General features: G+C 52.4%; 15 protein-coding genes, 1 tRNA gene and 1 pseudogene. 10 read left to right on the top strand and 7 right to left on the bottom strand.

All coding sequences use genetic code 11. From position 1 onward, the window contains the following. Positions 1 to 67 precede the first annotated feature (67 nt). The 3 genes from rpoH to HMPREF3066_RS05235 form a co-directional block, all read right to left on the bottom strand. Complete coding sequence (rpoH, locus tag HMPREF3066_RS05245) at positions 68 to 931, bottom strand: RNA polymerase sigma factor RpoH (RefSeq protein WP_003744881.1); 864 nt, start codon at positions 929 to 931, stop codon at positions 68 to 70. 273 nt (positions 932 to 1,204) lie between these two features. Then, a complete protein-coding gene (lnt, locus tag HMPREF3066_RS05240) occupies positions 1,205 to 2,746 on the bottom strand; it encodes an apolipoprotein N-acyltransferase (RefSeq protein WP_070440938.1) in 1,542 nt (513 codons plus the stop codon). A gap of 81 nt (positions 2,747 to 2,827) precedes the next feature. Next, entirely contained in the window at positions 2,828 to 3,694 is an 867-nt protein-coding gene (locus tag HMPREF3066_RS05235; RefSeq protein ID WP_003777858.1) for a DUF808 domain-containing protein, read from the bottom strand. A 347-nt stretch (positions 3,695 to 4,041) separates the two neighbouring features. Here HMPREF3066_RS05235 and trpA point away from each other — a divergent pair, with 347 nt between their 5' ends. The 9 genes from trpA to HMPREF3066_RS05195 all read left to right on the top strand — a co-directional run bounded on the left by trpA (position 4,042) and on the right by HMPREF3066_RS05195 (position 14,596). Then, positions 4,042 to 4,827, top strand: a complete 786-nt coding sequence (gene trpA / locus HMPREF3066_RS05230) for a tryptophan synthase subunit alpha (RefSeq protein WP_070440935.1) — start codon at positions 4,042 to 4,044, stop codon at positions 4,825 to 4,827. 59 nt (positions 4,828 to 4,886) lie between these two features. Beyond that, positions 4,887 to 5,762: an acetyl-CoA carboxylase, carboxyltransferase subunit beta gene (gene accD / locus HMPREF3066_RS05225; RefSeq protein WP_070440932.1), complete on the top strand. Its 876-nt coding sequence runs from the start codon at positions 4,887 to 4,889 to the stop codon at positions 5,760 to 5,762. Positions 5,763 to 6,143: 381 nt separating this feature from the next. Next, positions 6,144 to 8,450: a 4Fe-4S binding protein gene (locus HMPREF3066_RS05220; protein ID WP_210385695.1), complete on the top strand. Its 2,307-nt coding sequence runs from the start codon at positions 6,144 to 6,146 to the stop codon at positions 8,448 to 8,450. Positions 8,451 to 8,570: 120 nt separating this feature from the next. Beyond that, complete coding sequence (nosZ, locus tag HMPREF3066_RS05215) at positions 8,571 to 10,541, top strand: TAT-dependent nitrous-oxide reductase (protein WP_003759063.1); 1,971 nt, start codon at positions 8,571 to 8,573, stop codon at positions 10,539 to 10,541. Positions 10,542 to 10,750: 209 nt separating this feature from the next. Beyond that, positions 10,751 to 12,106 (top strand): nitrous oxide reductase family maturation protein NosD, encoded by a 1,356-nt coding sequence (locus HMPREF3066_RS05210; RefSeq protein WP_070440929.1) that lies wholly within the window; start codon positions 10,751 to 10,753, stop codon positions 12,104 to 12,106. After that, positions 12,073 to 12,285, top strand: coding sequence for a hypothetical protein (locus tag HMPREF3066_RS12765; protein WP_141743179.1), 213 nt, complete (start codon positions 12,073 to 12,075; stop codon positions 12,283 to 12,285). The genes HMPREF3066_RS05210 and HMPREF3066_RS12765 overlap by 34 nt, the downstream gene beginning before the upstream one ends. 96 nt (positions 12,286 to 12,381) lie before the next feature. Further along, positions 12,382 to 13,278 (top strand): ABC transporter ATP-binding protein, encoded by an 897-nt coding sequence (locus HMPREF3066_RS05205; RefSeq protein WP_070440926.1) that lies wholly within the window; start codon positions 12,382 to 12,384, stop codon positions 13,276 to 13,278. Continuing rightward, entirely contained in the window at positions 13,275 to 14,105 is an 831-nt protein-coding gene (locus HMPREF3066_RS05200; RefSeq protein WP_003768097.1) for an ABC transporter permease, read from the top strand. The genes HMPREF3066_RS05205 and HMPREF3066_RS05200 overlap by 4 nt, the downstream gene beginning before the upstream one ends. Next, positions 14,102 to 14,596 carry a nitrous oxide reductase accessory protein NosL gene (locus HMPREF3066_RS05195; RefSeq protein ID WP_003759050.1) on the top strand — a complete coding sequence of 165 codons (495 nt, stop codon included), beginning with the start codon at positions 14,102 to 14,104 and terminating at the stop codon, positions 14,594 to 14,596. The genes HMPREF3066_RS05200 and HMPREF3066_RS05195 overlap by 4 nt, the downstream gene beginning before the upstream one ends. 335 nt (positions 14,597 to 14,931) lie before the next feature. On the opposite strand, the pseudogene HMPREF3066_RS13525 reads toward HMPREF3066_RS05195, so the two are convergent. The 4 genes and pseudogenes from HMPREF3066_RS13525 to HMPREF3066_RS05185 all read right to left on the bottom strand — a co-directional run. Then, positions 14,932 to 15,078: pseudogene (locus HMPREF3066_RS13525) on the bottom strand (hypothetical protein); the annotation flags it as partial. A gap of 239 nt (positions 15,079 to 15,317) precedes the next feature. Then, a complete protein-coding gene (locus HMPREF3066_RS13520) occupies positions 15,318 to 15,476 on the bottom strand; it encodes a hypothetical protein (protein ID WP_321178910.1) in 159 nt (52 codons plus the stop codon). A gap of 48 nt (positions 15,477 to 15,524) precedes the next feature. Continuing rightward, positions 15,525 to 16,169, bottom strand: coding sequence for a tyrosine-type recombinase/integrase (locus tag HMPREF3066_RS05190; protein ID WP_321178909.1), 645 nt, complete (start codon positions 16,167 to 16,169; stop codon positions 15,525 to 15,527). 202 nt (positions 16,170 to 16,371) lie between these two features. Next, positions 16,372 to 16,456 (bottom strand) — tRNA-Leu (locus HMPREF3066_RS05185). 290 nt (positions 16,457 to 16,746) lie between these two features. Between HMPREF3066_RS05185 and HMPREF3066_RS05180 the strand changes: the two genes are divergently transcribed. After that, a complete protein-coding gene (locus HMPREF3066_RS05180) occupies positions 16,747 to 17,460 on the top strand; it encodes an SCO family protein (RefSeq protein ID WP_070440923.1) in 714 nt (237 codons plus the stop codon). Positions 17,461 to 17,569 lie beyond the last annotated feature (109 nt).

The raw sequence follows: 17,569 nt of genomic DNA, 5'->3' as shown, positions 1-17,569 counted from the left end.
GAGTGTCCAAGATTTGGGGGCCAGTTCAGTTTCAGACGACCTTTTTCCTTCTACTGAACTGTTTTTTTTAAACCGCTTCCGCTTCTTCCGCGAGGAAACCGCGCAGTTTTTGCATGGCTTTGGCTTCGATTTGGCGGATGCGCTCGGCAGACACGCCGTATTCGGCTGCCAGCTCGTGCAGGGTCAATCCGCCATCGTCTTGCAGCCAGCGGCTTTCTACGATGCGGCGGCTGCGGTCGTCCAGTTGAGCCAATGCGTTTTGCAAACCTTCGGTTTGCAGGGCGTAATGGGCTTGTTTGGACAGTTGGCGGCTGGGCTCGGCATCGTGGTCGGCAAGCCAGTCGATGGGGGCGAAGCTGTCTTCGTCATCGTTGTTGTCCGCCATGATGGCGATGTCGTGTCCGGTCATGCGTTGTTCCATTTCCATGACTTCGGACAATTTGACGCCCAAATCGTCGGCGATGTCTTGCGCTTCTTTCGGAGACAAGGCATTCAGGTTTTTACGCATGCTGCGCAGATTGAAGAACAGTTTGCGTTGCGGTTTGGTGGTCGCTACGCGTACCAGTCGCCAGTTGCGCAGGATAAATTCGTGGATTTCTGCCTTAATCCAGTGTACGGCGAATGAAAACAGGCGCGCGCCACGGCTGGGCTCGTAGCGTTTGACCGCTTTCATCAGTCCGATGTTGCCTTCTTGGATAAGGTCGGCTTGGTTCAGGCCATAGCCGTCGTAGCCTCGTGCTATGGATACGACGACGCGCAAATGGGAAAGGATGAGTTGTTTGGCGGCGTTAAGGTCGCCTTTTTGCTGACGCTCCGCGAGTTGGCTTTCTTCTTCGGGCGTCAACATGGGAATGCTATTGACGGTATGAATGTATTGCTCAAGGCTGCCGTTGCCGCTATGGATAACGGGTAATGCAAAGGCGTTATTCATGAGAGTTGCTTTCCTTTATATGATGTAGAGACTATTGTTTACTTGTTGTTTGCCGTGCAGTATATCACTGCCTGTTGCCCTATCGTATGCTGTCAAATGCCTTTTTCTGTAAAAGACTGTTTGATAGGTGGATTTTTTTGCTTTTTGAAATTCGATTGATTTTGAAAATTTGACTGTTTTACTGGGAATAAGTTCAGTATATTACAAACATTCTTGTATGTAAATATTAAAGTTCAAGAAAAACGGCCTTATAAAAAGACCGCTTTTTCAAACTTAATCTGCTTTTTTCCTGATTAAAAACAGTGTGATGGCAATGATTGACAATACTCCGATCAACCACAGCGAACCGCCTGCCTTCATATAAGGGGTTTCGCCGATATAGCCTTTGATATGCCCTTCCAAGACGGCATCGGTATTGGGTTCACTCTCGGCGATGATGCTGCCTTTGGGAGAAATAATGGCGGTTGCGCCGGTATTGGTGGCACGGACCATATAGCGTCCAAGCTCCATCGCGCGGGCTTGGGATTGCTGGAGCTGTTGATACATCGCGTTGGAGTCGCCGTACCACGCCATATTGCTGACGTTGGCAAGCAGCGTAGCGTTTTTGGCGGTAGCAATAAGTTCGTCGCCAAAGCCGTCTTCATAGCAGATGTTGAAGGCGACTTTTTGATCTTTCATCGTCAAGGGAGCCTGCCCCGCTCCGCCGCGACGGAAGTCGGCAAGCGGCATATTCATCAGCTTGTACAACGGTTCGGTCAAAAAGGGCAGCGGTTTGTATTCGCCAAAGGGAACCAGATGATTTTTGGCGTAATACGGGAGGTCGTCTGAAATATCATCGTAGTCGCTCAAATTGATTACGGCGTTTTCGTATCCGCTGCCGTCGGCTGTGTATTGACCGATACCGACGGCCAATGCGCTGCCGTTGGTGTGCGCCTGCTCGGCAAACTGGGTCAGGATGTTTTCCGGCAAATCCTGACGCATCACGGGCAGAGCGGTTTCCGGCAGGATAACGATGTCGGCGGATGTTTTGCTGATTTGACCGTAGTATTTCTGAATGGTGGGGACGACTTGTTCTTCATTCCATTTCAGGCTCTGCTCGATATTGCCCTGCACGAGCGCGACGGTACTGGTGCTGCCGTCGGGTTTGGTAAAGTCAGTTTGCTGGGCGATATAGCCGACGGTACACAGCATGACTATCATGCACATCGGCAGCAGGCGCTGTTTCAGACGACCCGTATTGTCAATCAGCAACACCAGCCACGCGCTGACAAATGCCGTAGCCAGCGTCACCAGATGAATACCGCCCAAAGGCGCAAAGCCGGCAAGCGGGCTTTCTTTGACGATTTGGGAATAGCCGATTGCCCCCCAGCCGAAGCCGGTCAACAGGCGTTCGCGGGCAAATTCCGCCAGCGTCCACAAAATCGGCAAAACGATGCCGACCTTAACCCAACGCGGCAGATGAAACTTCTTCCACAACCAAAAACAGGCGGCAGGATACAGCGCGAGAAACGCCGGCAGCAGGAAAGTCAGCGGAATCGCGTATAAATTAGGCAAGCCGGAAACATCGTGCAGCGCGGTATGTATCCAATAAAACTGCGCCGTATAAGCAATCAGCCCAAACAGATAGGCGGTGGAAACAGCGAAGCGCGGACGCAGTTCAATCAGTCGGATCAATGCGCCAAACAGCAAAGGCATCAACCAAAAATGGTAATAAGGTGCGAAAGTTAAGGGTGTGGCGGCGGCAATCAGGATCACCAGCGGCCAGTACAGCACAGGATGCTGCCAATATTGTTCGAGTTTGCGGAAAATGTTCATTGCAGAGAAAAGAAAATAAGAGGTCGTCTGAAAATACAGATTCAACAAAGTTGAACCATTTTCAGACGACGTATCGATTGTTTAGTGTTTTTGAAACAGCTTCATCAATGGCAGAGCAACAGCGCAGGCGACGGCGCCGGCAATCAGCCCGACGGCGAGGTTGGCGACATGCTCCATCAAACCGCTGTCCCAATGTTGCGCGTGTAAGAAATCATGCAAAAAGCCCAAGTTGTGGGTAATCAGACCGCCGCCGACGAGGAACATGGCAAGCGTGCCCACCACGCTCAAACCGCGCATGAACCAAGGCATAAAGGCAATCAAGCCCCGTCCGACCGTTTGGATGCCCGTGCTTTTTTGACGCATCAGCAGCATGCCGAAGTCGTCGAGTTTGACGATAACGCCGACCAAACCGTACACAAAAGCGGTCATACCGATGCCGATTGCCGTCATCACCAGCGAACGGGTCATCAGATCGTATTTTTCAACCACGCCCAAAGCAATAATAATGATCTCGGCAGACAGGATGAAATCCGTACGAATCGCGCCTTTAATCTTGGTTTTTTCGTCCAGCGTTTCGGCGGCAGCCTCCTCGTCTTCATGCGCTTCGTGGCGGTGTAGAAATTTATGCAGCAGCTTTTCCACGCCCTCGAAACACAAATAAATCCCGCCTATCATCAATAAAGGCGTAATCAGCTTCGGCAAAAAGGCAGACAGCAGCAAAGCCAGCGGCACCAAAATCAGCTTGTTCACCAAAGAACCTTTCGCCACCGCCCAAATAATCGGCAGCTCACGTTCCGCCGACACGCCCGTAACCTGATTCGCATTGAGCGCCAAATCATCGCCGACCACGCCCGCCGTTTTCTTGGCGGCCATTTTGGTCATCAGGGCAACGTCGTCCAAGACAGCGGTAATATCGTCCAAAAGGGTGAAAAGCGAGGCAAATGCCATGATATATTTCCGAAAAAAGGGTCAGATTGAAGAAGCCGGCTATTATAACCGAGAAAGTATGACACCGAAGGCTTTCAGACGACCTTTAATGGAAATTAACGGAATTTGGCGGGAAAGTTGAAGCATTTTCGAAGGCAACTGCGCGATATGGACAACAATTCAAATCATCACGGCTTCCATAACAGTAAAACAACCGCCCTGCCCTTTTTCAGACGACCTTTCCATGCAGAAAATCATCAGGAAATATCATGCAGTTTCGCCCGAAACAGACAGTCAATGCTATACTTGCCAACTTATTGTCGATGAAAACCGGCTGGAAACAGCCGTTACGGAAACGAGAAATCAAGATGAGCAGAATCCAGCAAACCTTTGCCGCGCTTGACGGCGCAAAAGCCCTGATTCCCTATATCACCGTAGGCGATCCCAATCTCGACACCACGCTTGCGCTGATGCACAGTTTGGTTGAAAACGGCGCCGACATCCTCGAATTGGGCGTTCCTTTTTCTGACCCGATGGCGGACGGCCCGACCATCCAGCGCGCCGCCGAGCGCGCGTTGGCAAACAAAGTTTCCCTCAACGACGTATTGAATATCGTGCGCCGCTTCCGCGAAACAAACGGCAATACGCCCGTCGTCCTGATGGGTTATCTGAACCCGATTCACAAAATAGGTTATCAGGCATTTGCCCAAGCAGCGGCTGAAGCCGGCGTGGACGGCGTGCTGACCGTCGATTCTCCTGTTGAAACCATCACCCCGCTGCACGACGCACTCAAAGCGCGCGGCATCGACTGCATTTTCCTGATTGCCCCGACCACGACCGAAGAGCGCATTCAAACCATCGCCCGCGTTGCAGGCGGCTTTGTCTATTACGTTTCGCTCAAAGGCGTTACCGGCGCGGCAAGTTTGGATACCGAAGAAGTTTCGCGTAAAATAGAGCTTTTGCGCAAGTATATCGACATCCCGATCGGCGTCGGTTTCGGCATCAGCAACGCCGAAAGCGCGCGCAAAATCGGCGCCGTTGCCGATGCCGTCATCGTCGGCAGCCGCATCGTCAAAGAAATTGAAAATAACGCAGGCCGTGAAGCAGAAGCCGTCGGCGCGTTGGTAAAAGAATTAAAAGACGCAATCCGTTAAGGCCTTTTCCGAAAACACACGCAAAGGTCGTCTGAATCCCGAATTCCAAGGAGTCATCCATGAGTTGGTTAGACAAAATCCTACCGCCCAAAATCAAAAACCGCAGCAAAAGTGAAGGCTCGTCCAACGTTCCCGAAGGTCTGTGGCACAAATGCTCATCCTGCTCGGCAACCATCTACTCGACCGAACTTCAGCAAAACGACCAAGTTTGTCCAAAATGTAACCACCATAACCCGCTTTCCGCACGCGAACGCCTCAATTTGCTTCTGGACGAAGAAGGTCGCGAAGAAATCGCCGCCAACATCAAACCGACCGACCCGCTGAAATTCAAAGACAGCAAAAAATACCCCGAACGCTTGGCCGCCGCGCGCAAAGCCACCGGCGAAGATGATGCGTTGGTCGTGATGAAAGGCTTTATGAACGGCCTGCCCGTCGTGATTGCCGCCTTCGAATTCCGCTTTATCGGCGGCTCTATGGGTTCCGTCGTCGGCGAACGCTTCGTTCAAGGCGTGCGCCGTGCCGTAGCCGACAACTGCTCTTTTATCTGTGTTGCCGCATCGGGCGGTGCGCGGATGCAGGAAGGTGTCAACTCATTGATGCAGATGACCAAAACCAGCGCGGCATTGCATCTTCTGACTGAAAAACACCTGCCGTTCATCTCTGTCCTGACCGACCCGACCATGGGCGGCGTATCCGCCAGCTTCGCCTTCCTCGGCGATGTCGTGCTTGCCGAACCCAACGCCCTTATCGGCTTTGCCGGTCCGCGCGTTATCGAACAAACCGTCCGTGAAACCTTGCCCGAAGGCTTCCAACGCGCAGAATTCCTGCTGGAAAAAGGCGCTATCGACCAAATCGTCGACCGTCGCAGCATGAAACAGCGCATCAGCGACCTGATTACCCTGCTGCGCCGCGAAGACAAAGTCAACGCCGCTTAAACCGGGAGGGTTTGAGCTAAACAAAGGTCGTCTGAAAACTGATTTTTCGGTTTTCAGACGACCTCTTTATTTAGATAGCCCTCATTCAATACATATGTTTATTTCAACTAATAATCAATCCAAACCAAGACATCTAGAAGCAGGCAAAAGCATATAATCACTTTGTTTTCTATTTCTATTTGTAATGAAATCAGACCCATATCCATATACTTATAAAGTATTACATACCCTCCAAATCTGGTTTTAAGATTTGTAAATTTGACATAGGTCAAATTATTGCAAATAATGGATTCATATAATGTTAATGTTTAGAGTATCGAATAATCGGGAACAGCCATGTCCTGCCTAAAAACGAAACACACATCAGGCATCTTGAATATGATGCTGGCGATGTTTGCCGTATTTATCCTATTGTTTTCGACACTGCCCGCTTACGCTGAGCGTTTGCCTGACTTTTTGTCAAAAGTCCAGCCTTCGGAAATTTTTCCGGGTGCAGACCGTTATGGCAAGCCTGAAGGCAAGCCTATGGTTGCCCGTGTTTATAAGGGCGACGAGCAGTTGGGTTTGGTGTATATCACGACGGACGTGGTCAATACACGCGGCTATTCGAGCAAACCGATTGATACGATGATGGCTTTGGCCAACGACGGAACGATCGCCGGTGCGAAGCTGGTCGATCACCATGAGCCGATTATGCTTATTGGTATCCCGCAATCGCGTGTGGATAAATTCATCAATAAGTATATCGGTTTGAATTTTATTAAAAATCCACCTACTCCGGGTGTTGCACCCGGGGACATCATCAGCGGCGCGACCGTTACGCTGATGGTGATTAACGACAGTATCCAGCGTTCGTTCAAAGTTGTTGCCGGCAAATATGGTTTGGGCACTGACAAAGCCGTTCAGACGGCCTCAGCCAATGCTGCGGATACGCAACAGGCTGCCGCTCCTGCGGCTCAAACCCGGCCTCGCCGCGCTGTCAACCCTGACAAGCAGGATATCCAATCTTGGAATGCACTGCTGGAACAAAAAGCCATCGGTCATCTGCACATTACTGTTGACGAAATCAACAAGCTGTTTGAAAAAGGCGGCAAAGCAGGTGTTGCCGAACATGCCGAACAAGGTGCAGGCGACGATACCTTTATCGATTTGTACACTGCCGTAGTCAGCCAGCCTTCCATCGGCAAAAGCCTGCTGGGCGAGGAAGGTTGGAAAAACCTGCAAAACCGTCTGCAACCTGGTCAACAAGCTGTCTTGGTTGCCGGTGAAGGTCGTTATTCTTGGAAAGGTTCGGGCTATGTCCGCGGCGGTATTTTCGATCGTATCGAGATGATTCAAGGCGAAAACAGCTTCCGCTTCACCGACGCGCAACACGAACGCTTGGTTGATTTGGCAGCCGAAGGCGCGCCCCACTTTAAAGAAGTATCTTGGTTTACGATTCCCGAAGGTGTGGAATTCGATGCTGCCGAACCTTGGCGTTTGCAGTTGATGGTTCAACGCGTACTGAGCGTAAACGACAAAGCATTCGTAACCGCCGATTTGGATTACGAGCTGCCTCAAGGTTACTATGTCGATGACCCGAAAGCACCGCCCGTCGAAATCAGCGCGCCAGTCGAACCGGCAGCTGCCCCTGCCGCCGACCAAGCTTCAGACACCAAAGGCATAGCCGAAGAAGCCTCTTCAAACGACGGTGCATCCAACCAACTCTGGAAACAGGTGTGGAAAGCGAAACAAGGACAAATCGCCGTAGTCGGCATCGCCTTGACCATCCTGCTTTTGGTCTTCCTGTTCCAAGACTGGATTGTCCGCTATGAGAAATGGTACGACCGCTTCCGCTTGGTATTCCTGACATTTACCCTGTTCTATATCGGCTGGTACGCTCAGGCGCAACTGTCGGTCGTCAATACGCTGACGCTGTTCTCCGCCATCCTGACCGAATTCCGTTGGGACTTCTTCCTGATGGATCCGATTGTGTTCATCCTGTGGCTGTTTACCGCCGCAACCATGCTGCTGTGGAACCGCGGTACATTCTGCGGCTGGCTCTGCCCCTTCGGTTCGCTGCAAGAGTTGACCAACCGTATCGCCAAAAAATTAGGCGTGAAACAGATTACCGTGCCGCACCTGCTGCACACGCGCCTGACTGCGATTAAATACGTCATTTTCTTCGCACTGTTGGCAATTTCCCTGTACGATTTGGGCACGGCGGAAAAATTCGCAGAAGTAGAACCTTTTAAAACGGCGATTATTTTGAAATTCGTCCGCGAATGGTGGTTTGTCGCGTTTGCCGTTACCCTTTTGGTTGCCGGCCTGTTTATCGAACGCTTCTTCTGCCGCTATCTGTGCCCATTGGGCGCGGGCATCGCCCTACCCGGCCGCTTCCGCGTATTCGACTGGCTGCGCCGCTACAAAATGTGCGGTAACCCTTGCCAAATCTGTACGCACGAATGCCCCGTTCAGGCGATTGCACCGGAAGGCGACATCCATCCGAACGAATGTATCCAGTGCCTGCACTGCCAAGTCATGTATCACCATGACACACGTTGCCCGCAAGTTGTGGCAACCAACAAGAAAAAACAAAAACAGGCGGCGGCAAAAGCCGACCCCGAAACCGCATCTGCAAAACAGCAGCCTGGGGAGCAGGTTGTGCAGTTTGTGAAAAAAGAAACCGCCCCTAAAGCCGGCGAATAATCTGAAACCCTAAAGAAATACCGGGTCAACCGTACCCACACTTATAAACATAAATACGTTTTTTCAATCGGCAGGTCGTCTGAAAACGCCGGCTGCCGAATTTTATCCAAGGAGTGTTGTATGTCAGACGAAAAATTAGAACAAAACGGCTTAAGCCGTCGTTCATTCTTAGGTACTGCCGCCGTTTCAGGCGCAGGTATTGCCGGCGCCGGTCTGTTGGGTTTGGCGGGCTGTTCCAAAGAGGGTGGCGATAAAGCCGCCGCTTCAGGTGCTGCGCCTGCCGCTAAAACCGAGTCTCATGCCTCTGCCGAACCGGGCAAACAGACTTCCGAAGTCGGTCCGGGCGAACTCGACCAATACTACGGCTTCCTCTCCGGTGGCCAATCGGGCGAAATGCGCTTGATCGGCGTACCTTCCATGCGCGAACTGATGCGTATCCCCGTGTTCAACATGGACAGCGCGACCGGTTGGGGCCGTACCAACGAGAGCCTGCGTATTTTGAATGAAAAAAATACGCCGGAAACCAACCAGTTCCTGAAAGACAGCGGCCTGCGCTGCTACCCTAACGGCGACTTGCACCACCCTCACTTGTCGTTTACCGACCAGACTTACGACGGCCGCTACGCATATGCCAACGACAAAGCAAACAACCGCGTTTGCCGCGTCCGCCTGGACTTCATGAAAACCGACAAAATCACCGAAATCCCTAACGTTTCCGGTGTACACGGTCTGCGTCCGCAACGTTATCCGAAAACCGGCTATGTCTTTGCCAACGGCGAACACATCGTACCGGTAAGCGGCGTGGGTACTTGGAACGACGCCAAAACTTGGAATGCCGTTTATACCGCCATTGACGGCGAAACCATGGACATCGCATGGCAAGTATTGGTGGATGGCAACTTGGACAACGGCGATGCCGACTACCAAGGCAAATACTCCTTCTCCACCTGCTACAACTCCGAACGCGCCCTGACCGTACAAGGTGCTTCTTCCAACGAGCAAGACTGGTGCGTAGTCTTCAATCTTGCCGCCATCGAAGAAGGCATCAAAAAAGGCGACTTCAAAGAAGTCAACGGCGTGAAAATGCTGGACGGCCGCGCAGAAGCCAATTCCCCTTACACCCGCTACATCCCCGTGCCGAACTCTCCGCACGGCTGTAACGCTTCCCCTGACGGCAAATACATCATGCTCAACGGCAAACTGTCTCCGACCGTTACCGTATTGGACGTCAGCAAACTGGACGATTTGTTCGCCGGCAAAATCAAAGAGCGCGACGTGGTTGTCGCCGAACCCCAACTGGGTCTCGGTCCTTTACACACCGCGTTTGACGGCCGCGGCAACGCCTACACCACGCTGTTTATCGACAGCCAAATGGTCAAATGGAACATCGACGACGCCATCAAAGCCTACAAAGGCGAAAAAGTGGATCCGATCAAACAGAAACTCGACGTCCACTACCAACCCGGCCACAACCATACGACCATGGGCGAAACCAAGGAAGCCGACGGCAAATGGCTGGTATCTTTGAACAAATTCTCCAAAGACCGCTTCCTCAACGCCGGCCCGCTGAAACCGGAATGCGACCAGTTGATCGACATTTCCGGCGACGAAATGCGCCTGGTACACGACAACCCGACCTTTGCCGAACCGCATGACCTGTGTCTGGTTGCCGCTTCCAAAGTCAACCCGAAAAAAACCTGGGACCGCAAAGACCCATGGTTCTGGCAAGACGCTGTGGAACAGGCGAAAAAAGACGGTGTCGAGCTGGAAAAAGCCGCCAAAGTCATCCGCGAGGGTAACAAAGTCCGCGTATACATGACTGCCGTTGCGCCTGCGTACAGCATCCCTCAATTCGAAGTCAACCAAGGCGACGAAGTAACCGTATATGTGACCAACGTTGAAACCATCGAAGACTTGACCCACGGCTTCACTTTGGAAGGCTACGGCATCGCCATGGAAATCGGCCCGCAAGCTACCCAATCGGTAACCTTCAAAGCCGTCCGTCCGGGCGTACACTGGTACTACTGCCAATGGTTCTGCCACGCCCTGCACATGGAAATGTCCGGTCAAATGATCGTTAAACCCCGATAATCGGGTTTGACGGTTTATCACTGACTTAACGGAAAGGTCGTCTGAAAAAACTTTCAGGTCTTAGCGAAACCCGCTGCCCTCGTTTTCAGACGACCTTTTATAGCAGAACCGTTTGGACGCAACAGACTGTTCCGCTATAAAACAAAAACACGGCCCTCACAGGCAGGCATCACCGTGCCGACGCTCACCGCACGAATCAGAGGAACTCCATGCACACACCCCAATTCAAAACATGGCGACGCGCTGTCCTGACATTTATGTTCGGCGGCATGATTCAGACGACCTTTGCAGCCACCATCGACGTTTCCCCGACCGACAACCTCCCCGAAGTCATCGCGCGCGCGCAGGCAGGCGATACGCTCAAGCTCGCCTCCGGCACTTACAAAACCAAACTGCTTATCGACAAACCCATCACCATCGAAGGTCCTGCCGACCGCTCCGCCAAAATCGAAGGCGACCGCACCGGCCGCACCATTGCCGTCATCGCCCCCGACGTTACCCTGCGCAACCTCACCGTCACCCGTTCCGGTATGAGCCTGCCCGCCATGGATGCCGGCATCTACCTCGAAGAAACCGCCCCCCGCGCCTTAATCGAACACAACAACATCCTCGACAACTCCGTCGGCGTGTATATCCACGGCTCTGCCGATTCCATGGTGCGCGAGAACAAAATCGTTGGCGACTCCACCCTGCGCGTCAACGAACGCGGCAACGGCGTAACCGTCTGGAACGCCCCCGGCGCGCAAGTCGTCAGCAACGACATTTCCAAAGGCCGCGACGGCATTTTCTCCAACACCAGCAAAAACAACACCTATAAAAACAACCGCTTCAGCGACCTGCGTTTCGCCGTCCACTACATGTACACCAACGACAGCGAAGTCAGCGGCAACATTTCCGTCGGCAATAACATGGGCTACGTTTTGATGTTTTCCGACCGCCTCAACGTGTACGGCAACATCGCCGTCGGCAGCCGCGACCAAGGCATCATGCTCAACTACGTCAACTATTCCGACATCCACGACAACATCATCAACAAAGCCGGTAAATGCGTTTTCGCCTACAACGCCAACTACAACAAAATCGTCGCCAACCATTTTGAAAACTGCGAAATCGGCATCCACTTCACCGCCGCCATCGAAGGCACCACCCTTTCCGACAACGCCTTCATCAACAACGAAAGCCAAGTCAAATACGTCAGCACACGTTTTCTTGACTGGGGCGAAGGCGGACGCGGCAACTACTGGAGCGACAACAGCGCTTTCGACCTCGACGGCGACGGCTTCGGCGACAGCGCGTACCGCCCCAACGGCATCATCGACCAAATCATCTGGCGCGCGCCCGTTTCCCGCCTCCTGATGAACAGCCCCGCCATCAGCATCGTCAAATGGGCGCAATCGCAGTTCCCCGCCATCCTTCCCGGCGGCGTGATCGACAGCAAACCGTTGATGAAGGCGGGTAGCAACAAAACGACCACCAAATACGAAGCCATGAAAGAACAACTGTTGCAAGAAGCCAAAACCCATCAGTCCGAATGGAGCGATGCCGAAAACGGTTCATTGAACTAAGCGGAACCGGCAAACACGCCCCGCAAGGTCGTCTGAAAAGTGTTCAGACGACCTTAAAACCCCGCCGCAGCAAGGTTTTGCCCCTCATTGCCGTACCAACGGAAATCCGCCGCAAATACGGTGCAACCCGCAACGCAGTCAACAGTCGAAAACACCGCCACATAACAAACGTCGTCTGAAACCCTTCTCCCTTTTTCAGACGACCCCATACAAAGAACGCCCTTTTCAGACGACCCTCAACGTCGTCTGAAACCCATCCACACAAGGAAGCACTCATGAGCGCACACCATGTCGAATTGAGAAACGTAACCAAACGCTTCGGCGCACAAAAAGCCGTCAACCAAGTCGATTTAGTCTTGAAGGCAGGCGAAAGTGTCGGTCTTGCCGGACACAACGGCGCAGGCAAGTCCACGCTCATCAAACTGATACTCGGGCTGATTACCCCTACCGAAGGCGAAGTCATGCTGCTGGGCGAGCGCACCGGAAGTAAAGCGGGCGCGCAGTTGCGCAGCCAAATCGGCTACCTGCCCGAAACCGTCGCCCTGCACCCTTCCCTCAGCGGCATCGAAACCCTCAATTTCTACGCCAAACTCAAAAAACAGCCGCTCACCAAAAACCACGAACTCCTCGAACGCGTCGGCATTTCCCAAGCCGCCCGCCGCCGCGTCGGTACCTACTCCAAAGGCATGCGCCAACGCCTCGCCCTCGCCCAAGCGCTGCTGGGTGAACCCAAAGTATTGCTGTTTGACGAACCCACTACAGGCCTCGACCCCGCCTCGCGCCAAATGTTTTACGAAGTCGTGCGCGAACTCAACGGACGAGGCGCCACCGTCCTCCTCAGCACCCACGCCCTCGCCGAACTCGACGGCCACGCCGACCGCATCGTCGTCATGAAAAACGGCGTCAAAGTCGCCGACGGCAGCATGGACGAGCTGCACGTCCAAAGCGGACTCCCCCTCACCGTCAACATCCGCCTCAAAGCCCCGCATCCCTTAAGCGGACGCTGGCAGCCGCTTTCAGACGACCTCAGCTATCAGGCGCAATGTCAGGCTGAAGAACGCATGGCATTACTCAGCGAACTGGGCAACCTGTCCGACCTCGCCTACCTCGACATCCACACACCCACACTCGACGACATGTACGCACAATTCTTAAAAAGGGAGGACGTATGAACCCCGTTTGGATTATCACCGGAAAAGAAGTCCGCGACAGCCTGCGCAACCGCTGGGTACTCGCCGCCTCCGTCCTGCTCGCCACCCTCGCCCTCTCATTGGGCTTCCTCGGCAGCTCGCCCACAGGCTCGGTTAAAGTCGACCCACTGACCGTAACCGTCGTCAGCCTCTCCAGCCTGTCCATCTTCCTGATTCCGCTCATTGCCATGCTCCTCTCCTACGATTCCCTCATCGGCGAAATCGAACGCGGCACTATGGCACTGCTGTTGAGCTACCCCGTTTCCCGCAACCAAATCCTTGCCGGAAAATTCATCGGACACCTCATCATCCTCGCCCTTGCCACCACCGCAGGCTACGGAATCGCGGGCATCACGCTCCAACTCGCCAACGGCAGCTTCGACATTGCCGCATGGAAACCCTTTGCCCTCCTGATTGCCGCCAGCGTGATTTTAGGCGCCGCATTCCTGTCCATGGGCTACCTCATCAGCGCGAAAGTCAAAGAACGCGGCACCGCCGCCGGTATCGCCATCGGCGTTTGGCTGTTTTTCGTCGTCATCTTCGACATGGCGCTTTTGGGCATCCTCGTCGCCGATACCCAGCAAACAATTACTGCCCCCGTCGTTGAAACCGTCCTCCTTTTCAACCCCACCGACATCTACCGCCTGCTTAACCTGACCGGTTACGAGAACACCGCCATGTACGCAGGCATGGCAGGTTTGAGCGAACAAATCAGCCTGACCATGCCCGTATTGCTGACCGCGCAGATATTATGGGTTATTATTCCCCTTATCTTGGCAGCAAGAATTTTTGGAAAGCGACAAATATGAAAAAGATTTTACCTGCGCTCCTCGCCGCCCTGCTCCTGAGTGCCTGTCCCAAAGAGGATGACACCCCGCCGCCTGAGCCTCAGCAAATCAGCGACCGCGCCGTGGGGCACTATTGCAGCATGAACCTGACCGAACACAACGGCCCCAAAGCCCAAATCTACCTCAACGGCAAACCCGACCGCCCCGTCTGGTTCTCCACCATCAAGCAGATGTTCGGCTACACCAAGCTGCCCGAAGAGCCTAAAGGCATCCACGTCATCTACGTTACCGACATGGGCAAAGTCAAAGACTGGAGCAAACCCAATGCCGACACCGCATGGATAGACGGCAAAAAAGCCTATTACGTCATCGAAAGCGGCTTTATCGGCGGCATGGGTGCAGAAGACGCCCTCCCCTTCGCCGACAAAGCCCAAGCAGAGAAATTTGCCAAAGAAAAAGGCGGCCGCGTCGTCAGCTTCGACGAAATGCCCGATTCCTACATCTTCAAATAATCCCTTCTCATCAAAAAGGTCGTCTGAAAACCTGATCCATCAGGTTTTCAGACGACCTTTTCGTATCTGCCGTATCAAAAGACAAGAAAAACAGATTAAGTTGAAAAGCCTAACAATGTTTTGAAATTAAGATTTCATTTAGATACAACTTTAACCCGCGATTACTTTATTGACGGACATTTAGGGGCATTTTTGGGGATATATTTTCGGGGGTATTTCAGAAACCCCAAATCATACCCATGAAAACGGTTGATTCAATTAGGTAGGAATAGACGGGATTATATGATTTACAGATACCGAAACCGTCTGAAAACCCTGTCCATTTTGGTTTTAGTTTACGGTGTTAGACTGCGATAGACAAAAAAATAACCGCTGATAAGCGGTTTATTGTCCAACAGGGATAGCAAGGGAGCAGCAAAGGACGTGCCCAATGCCAAGCATAGGCGGTTGTTTCCCGCTGCGTATCGGGCGATACTTTGCTGCCAATCGGTAAGCTCTCAGTTTGGTCGGTATGCCGCCGCTTGGCTAGTGTCGCCGTTGTAGATGACGGTGTGGGTTTTGCCGTCTGCCGTGATGGTTTCGCCGCTGGGCAAACTGTCGCTCTACTACGTCGCTGTTAAAACCGTTTTCATTCAATACGTCTGTGGCTAGACTTCTGAAACCGTGGGGCGTTGCTACGCCCTTATAGCCCATTCTGCCCATCAAGTAAGATAGGGTGTTTTCACTCAATATGCTCGTCAGGGTCTTTTACCAATGGGAACAGATAACGGCTATGTCCTGTCAGTTCCTTCAGTTCTGCCAAAAGCTCGAGCGTCCAATCGGCAAGGGGGAGACGATATGCGGGGCTTTCATCTTCATCTTGGCGGCGGGTATGCTCCACTCTGTCCCGTCTAAATCAAATTCCGACCATTCCGCCGCCCTAAGCTCTTTATTTCTGACGAGGGTCAGCATGATTAACTGCATGGCTATTTTTGTTTGCTGTTTGGCTTGTTTCAACATCAAACGGCGGTAAAACTCGATCAGTTCCGATTGCGGCAAGGCGGGCTGATGTTTCTGCTTTGGGGCTTTGATTAAACCTCCCAATGGAACAGCGGGATTGTTTTCCGCCCGTTCCGTCCGTATCGCATAAGTGAAAACAGGCTTGATACGCCGCAATATCCGCCCGCCGTTTCAAGTGTCCCCTTGCCGCTACCGCTTCAATCACTTCTTTTACCTGACTGACTTTGATTTCACTGATAAACAAGCTGCCCAGCGTGGGGAAAACGTCCTTTCCCAAACTGTCCCATACACGGGCGGCGTGATTGCCTGTCAATCCCGTTTCACGGTGTTTGTGCCATTCGGCGGTAATGTTCCGAAAGGTATTACTGACAGCGGCTTGGCGGGCTTCTACCAGTGATACGGTCGGATATTTGCCGATTGAAAGCGTTTTACGTTTGCCGTTATACGAAAAATCAAACCGCCATAACTTCCCGCCGCCCGTATTGATATACAGATCCAAGCCCTTCCCGTCATTGAGCTTGAACGGTTTTTCAGCGGGTTTGGCGTTTTTGATTTGGCGGCCGTTCAGCTTCATTTTTACGGTATTTTTTCGAGGTATTTTTCAGATACCGCAAAAGATACCGTAAATTTTAGGTTACTTCAATTAGGCAGAAATAGGCAGGATTATATGATGCAAAGATACCGAAACCAGCGGAAAGCCTTATCTTTCTTGGCTTTGGTTTACGGTGTTAGGCTGAGACAGGCAAAAAAAATAACCGCTGATAAGCGGTTTATTGTGGTGCCCAGGGTCGGACTCGAACCGACACACCTTGCGGCGGGGGATTTTGAGTCCCCTGCGTCTACCAATTTCGCCACCTGGGCTGGTGAAGAAGTCGCTATTATAGCGGCGTATTCGGGCTTGTAAAGCAAAATCTTGCCTTGTTTGCAGGCATATTGCTTATATTTTTGATTTTTAAAAACATTAAATTCATTTTATTTTGTTCCCGACGCACCCTACTCTTTCCACTTATATCAAACATCATTCATTTTCAGCCGAAAAACGGCATAAACCGCTATATTAAATGTTGCAAACGCGCTAAGATGGCAGCGTTCGTTTCATTTTTTTATTTTCAGACGACGTTCACACACCATACCCGCATTGGAGAATTTTTATGATACCTACTGCAATCCGTACCGCCATTTTGGGCGCATTCGCCCTTGCCGCACTTGCTGCCTGCAAACCAGAAGCCAAAGCGCCGGAACAAAATCCTGCGCCTGCTTCAGCCGCTTCTTCAACAGCGTCCGCCCCAGCCGCAACGCCTGCTTCTTCTCCTGAAACGACCTCGCTTAATGCTGCTGCCGCTCCCAAACCGCAAGGTCCGGGAACGGATATGCGTAAAGAGGACATCGGCGGCGATTTCACGCTGACCGACGGCGACGGCAAGCCGTTCAGCTTAAGCGACCTGAAAGGCAAAGTCGTGATCCTGTCCTTCGGTTATACGCACTGCCCCGACGTTTGTCCGACCGAATTGCTGACTTACAGCGACACATTGAAACAGTTGGGCGATCAGGCGAAAGATGTGAAAGTGGTGTTCGTCAGCATCGACCCCGAGCGCGACACGCCCGCAGTCATCGGCAAATACGTCAAACAGTTCAATCCTGAATTTATCGGCCTGACTGCGACAGGCGACCAAAGCCTGCCGGTCATCAAACAGCAATACCGCGTGGTGTCCTCCAAAGTCAATCAAAAAGAAGACAGCGAAAACTATTTGGTTGACCACTCTTCCGGCGCGTATCTGATCGATAAAACCGGCGAAGTGGCGATTTTCTCGCCTTACGGCAGCGAACCGGCAACCATTGCCGCCGACATCAAAAAACTGCTTTGATCCGCATGAGGTCGTCTGAATGCCGGTCGCGGTTTTCAGACGACCTTTTTCCCATCTGAAACATATAGTGGATTAACTAAATCAGGACAAGGCAACGAAGCCGCAGACA

The sequence above is a fragment of the Neisseria sp. HMSC03D10 genome (assembly GCF_001807625.1).
GTDB lineage: Bacteria > Pseudomonadota > Gammaproteobacteria > Burkholderiales > Neisseriaceae > Neisseria > Neisseria mucosa.
Note: the sequence above shows the minus strand (reverse complement) of the source record. Positions and strands in the feature narration are given on the sequence as shown.

What these genes read in the sequence shown, in the direction of transcription:
- rpoH (WP_003744881.1), bottom strand. Translation starts at nt 931, where the DNA reads ATGAATAACGCCTTTGCATTACCCGTTATCCATAGCGGCAACGGCAGC.
- lnt (WP_070440938.1), bottom strand. Translation starts at nt 2,746, where the DNA reads ATGAACATTTTCCGCAAACTCGAACAATATTGGCAGCATCCTGTGCTG.
- HMPREF3066_RS05235 (WP_003777858.1), bottom strand. Translation starts at nt 3,694, where the DNA reads ATGGCATTTGCCTCGCTTTTCACCCTTTTGGACGATATTACCGCTGTC.
- trpA (WP_070440935.1), top strand. Translation starts at nt 4,042, where the DNA reads ATGAGCAGAATCCAGCAAACCTTTGCCGCGCTTGACGGCGCAAAAGCC.
- accD (WP_070440932.1), top strand. Translation starts at nt 4,887, where the DNA reads ATGAGTTGGTTAGACAAAATCCTACCGCCCAAAATCAAAAACCGCAGC.
- HMPREF3066_RS05220 (WP_210385695.1), top strand. Translation starts at nt 6,144, where the DNA reads ATGCTGGCGATGTTTGCCGTATTTATCCTATTGTTTTCGACACTGCCC.
- nosZ (WP_003759063.1), top strand. Translation starts at nt 8,571, where the DNA reads ATGTCAGACGAAAAATTAGAACAAAACGGCTTAAGCCGTCGTTCATTC.
- HMPREF3066_RS05210 (WP_070440929.1), top strand. Translation starts at nt 10,751, where the DNA reads ATGCACACACCCCAATTCAAAACATGGCGACGCGCTGTCCTGACATTT.
- HMPREF3066_RS12765 (WP_141743179.1), top strand. Translation starts at nt 12,073, where the DNA reads ATGGAGCGATGCCGAAAACGGTTCATTGAACTAAGCGGAACCGGCAAA.
- HMPREF3066_RS05205 (WP_070440926.1), top strand. Translation starts at nt 12,382, where the DNA reads ATGAGCGCACACCATGTCGAATTGAGAAACGTAACCAAACGCTTCGGC.
- HMPREF3066_RS05200 (WP_003768097.1), top strand. Translation starts at nt 13,275, where the DNA reads ATGAACCCCGTTTGGATTATCACCGGAAAAGAAGTCCGCGACAGCCTG.
- HMPREF3066_RS05195 (WP_003759050.1), top strand. Translation starts at nt 14,102, where the DNA reads ATGAAAAAGATTTTACCTGCGCTCCTCGCCGCCCTGCTCCTGAGTGCC.
- HMPREF3066_RS05190 (WP_321178909.1), bottom strand. Translation starts at nt 16,169, where the DNA reads ATGAAGCTGAACGGCCGCCAAATCAAAAACGCCAAACCCGCTGAAAAA.
- HMPREF3066_RS05180 (WP_070440923.1), top strand. Translation starts at nt 16,747, where the DNA reads ATGATACCTACTGCAATCCGTACCGCCATTTTGGGCGCATTCGCCCTT.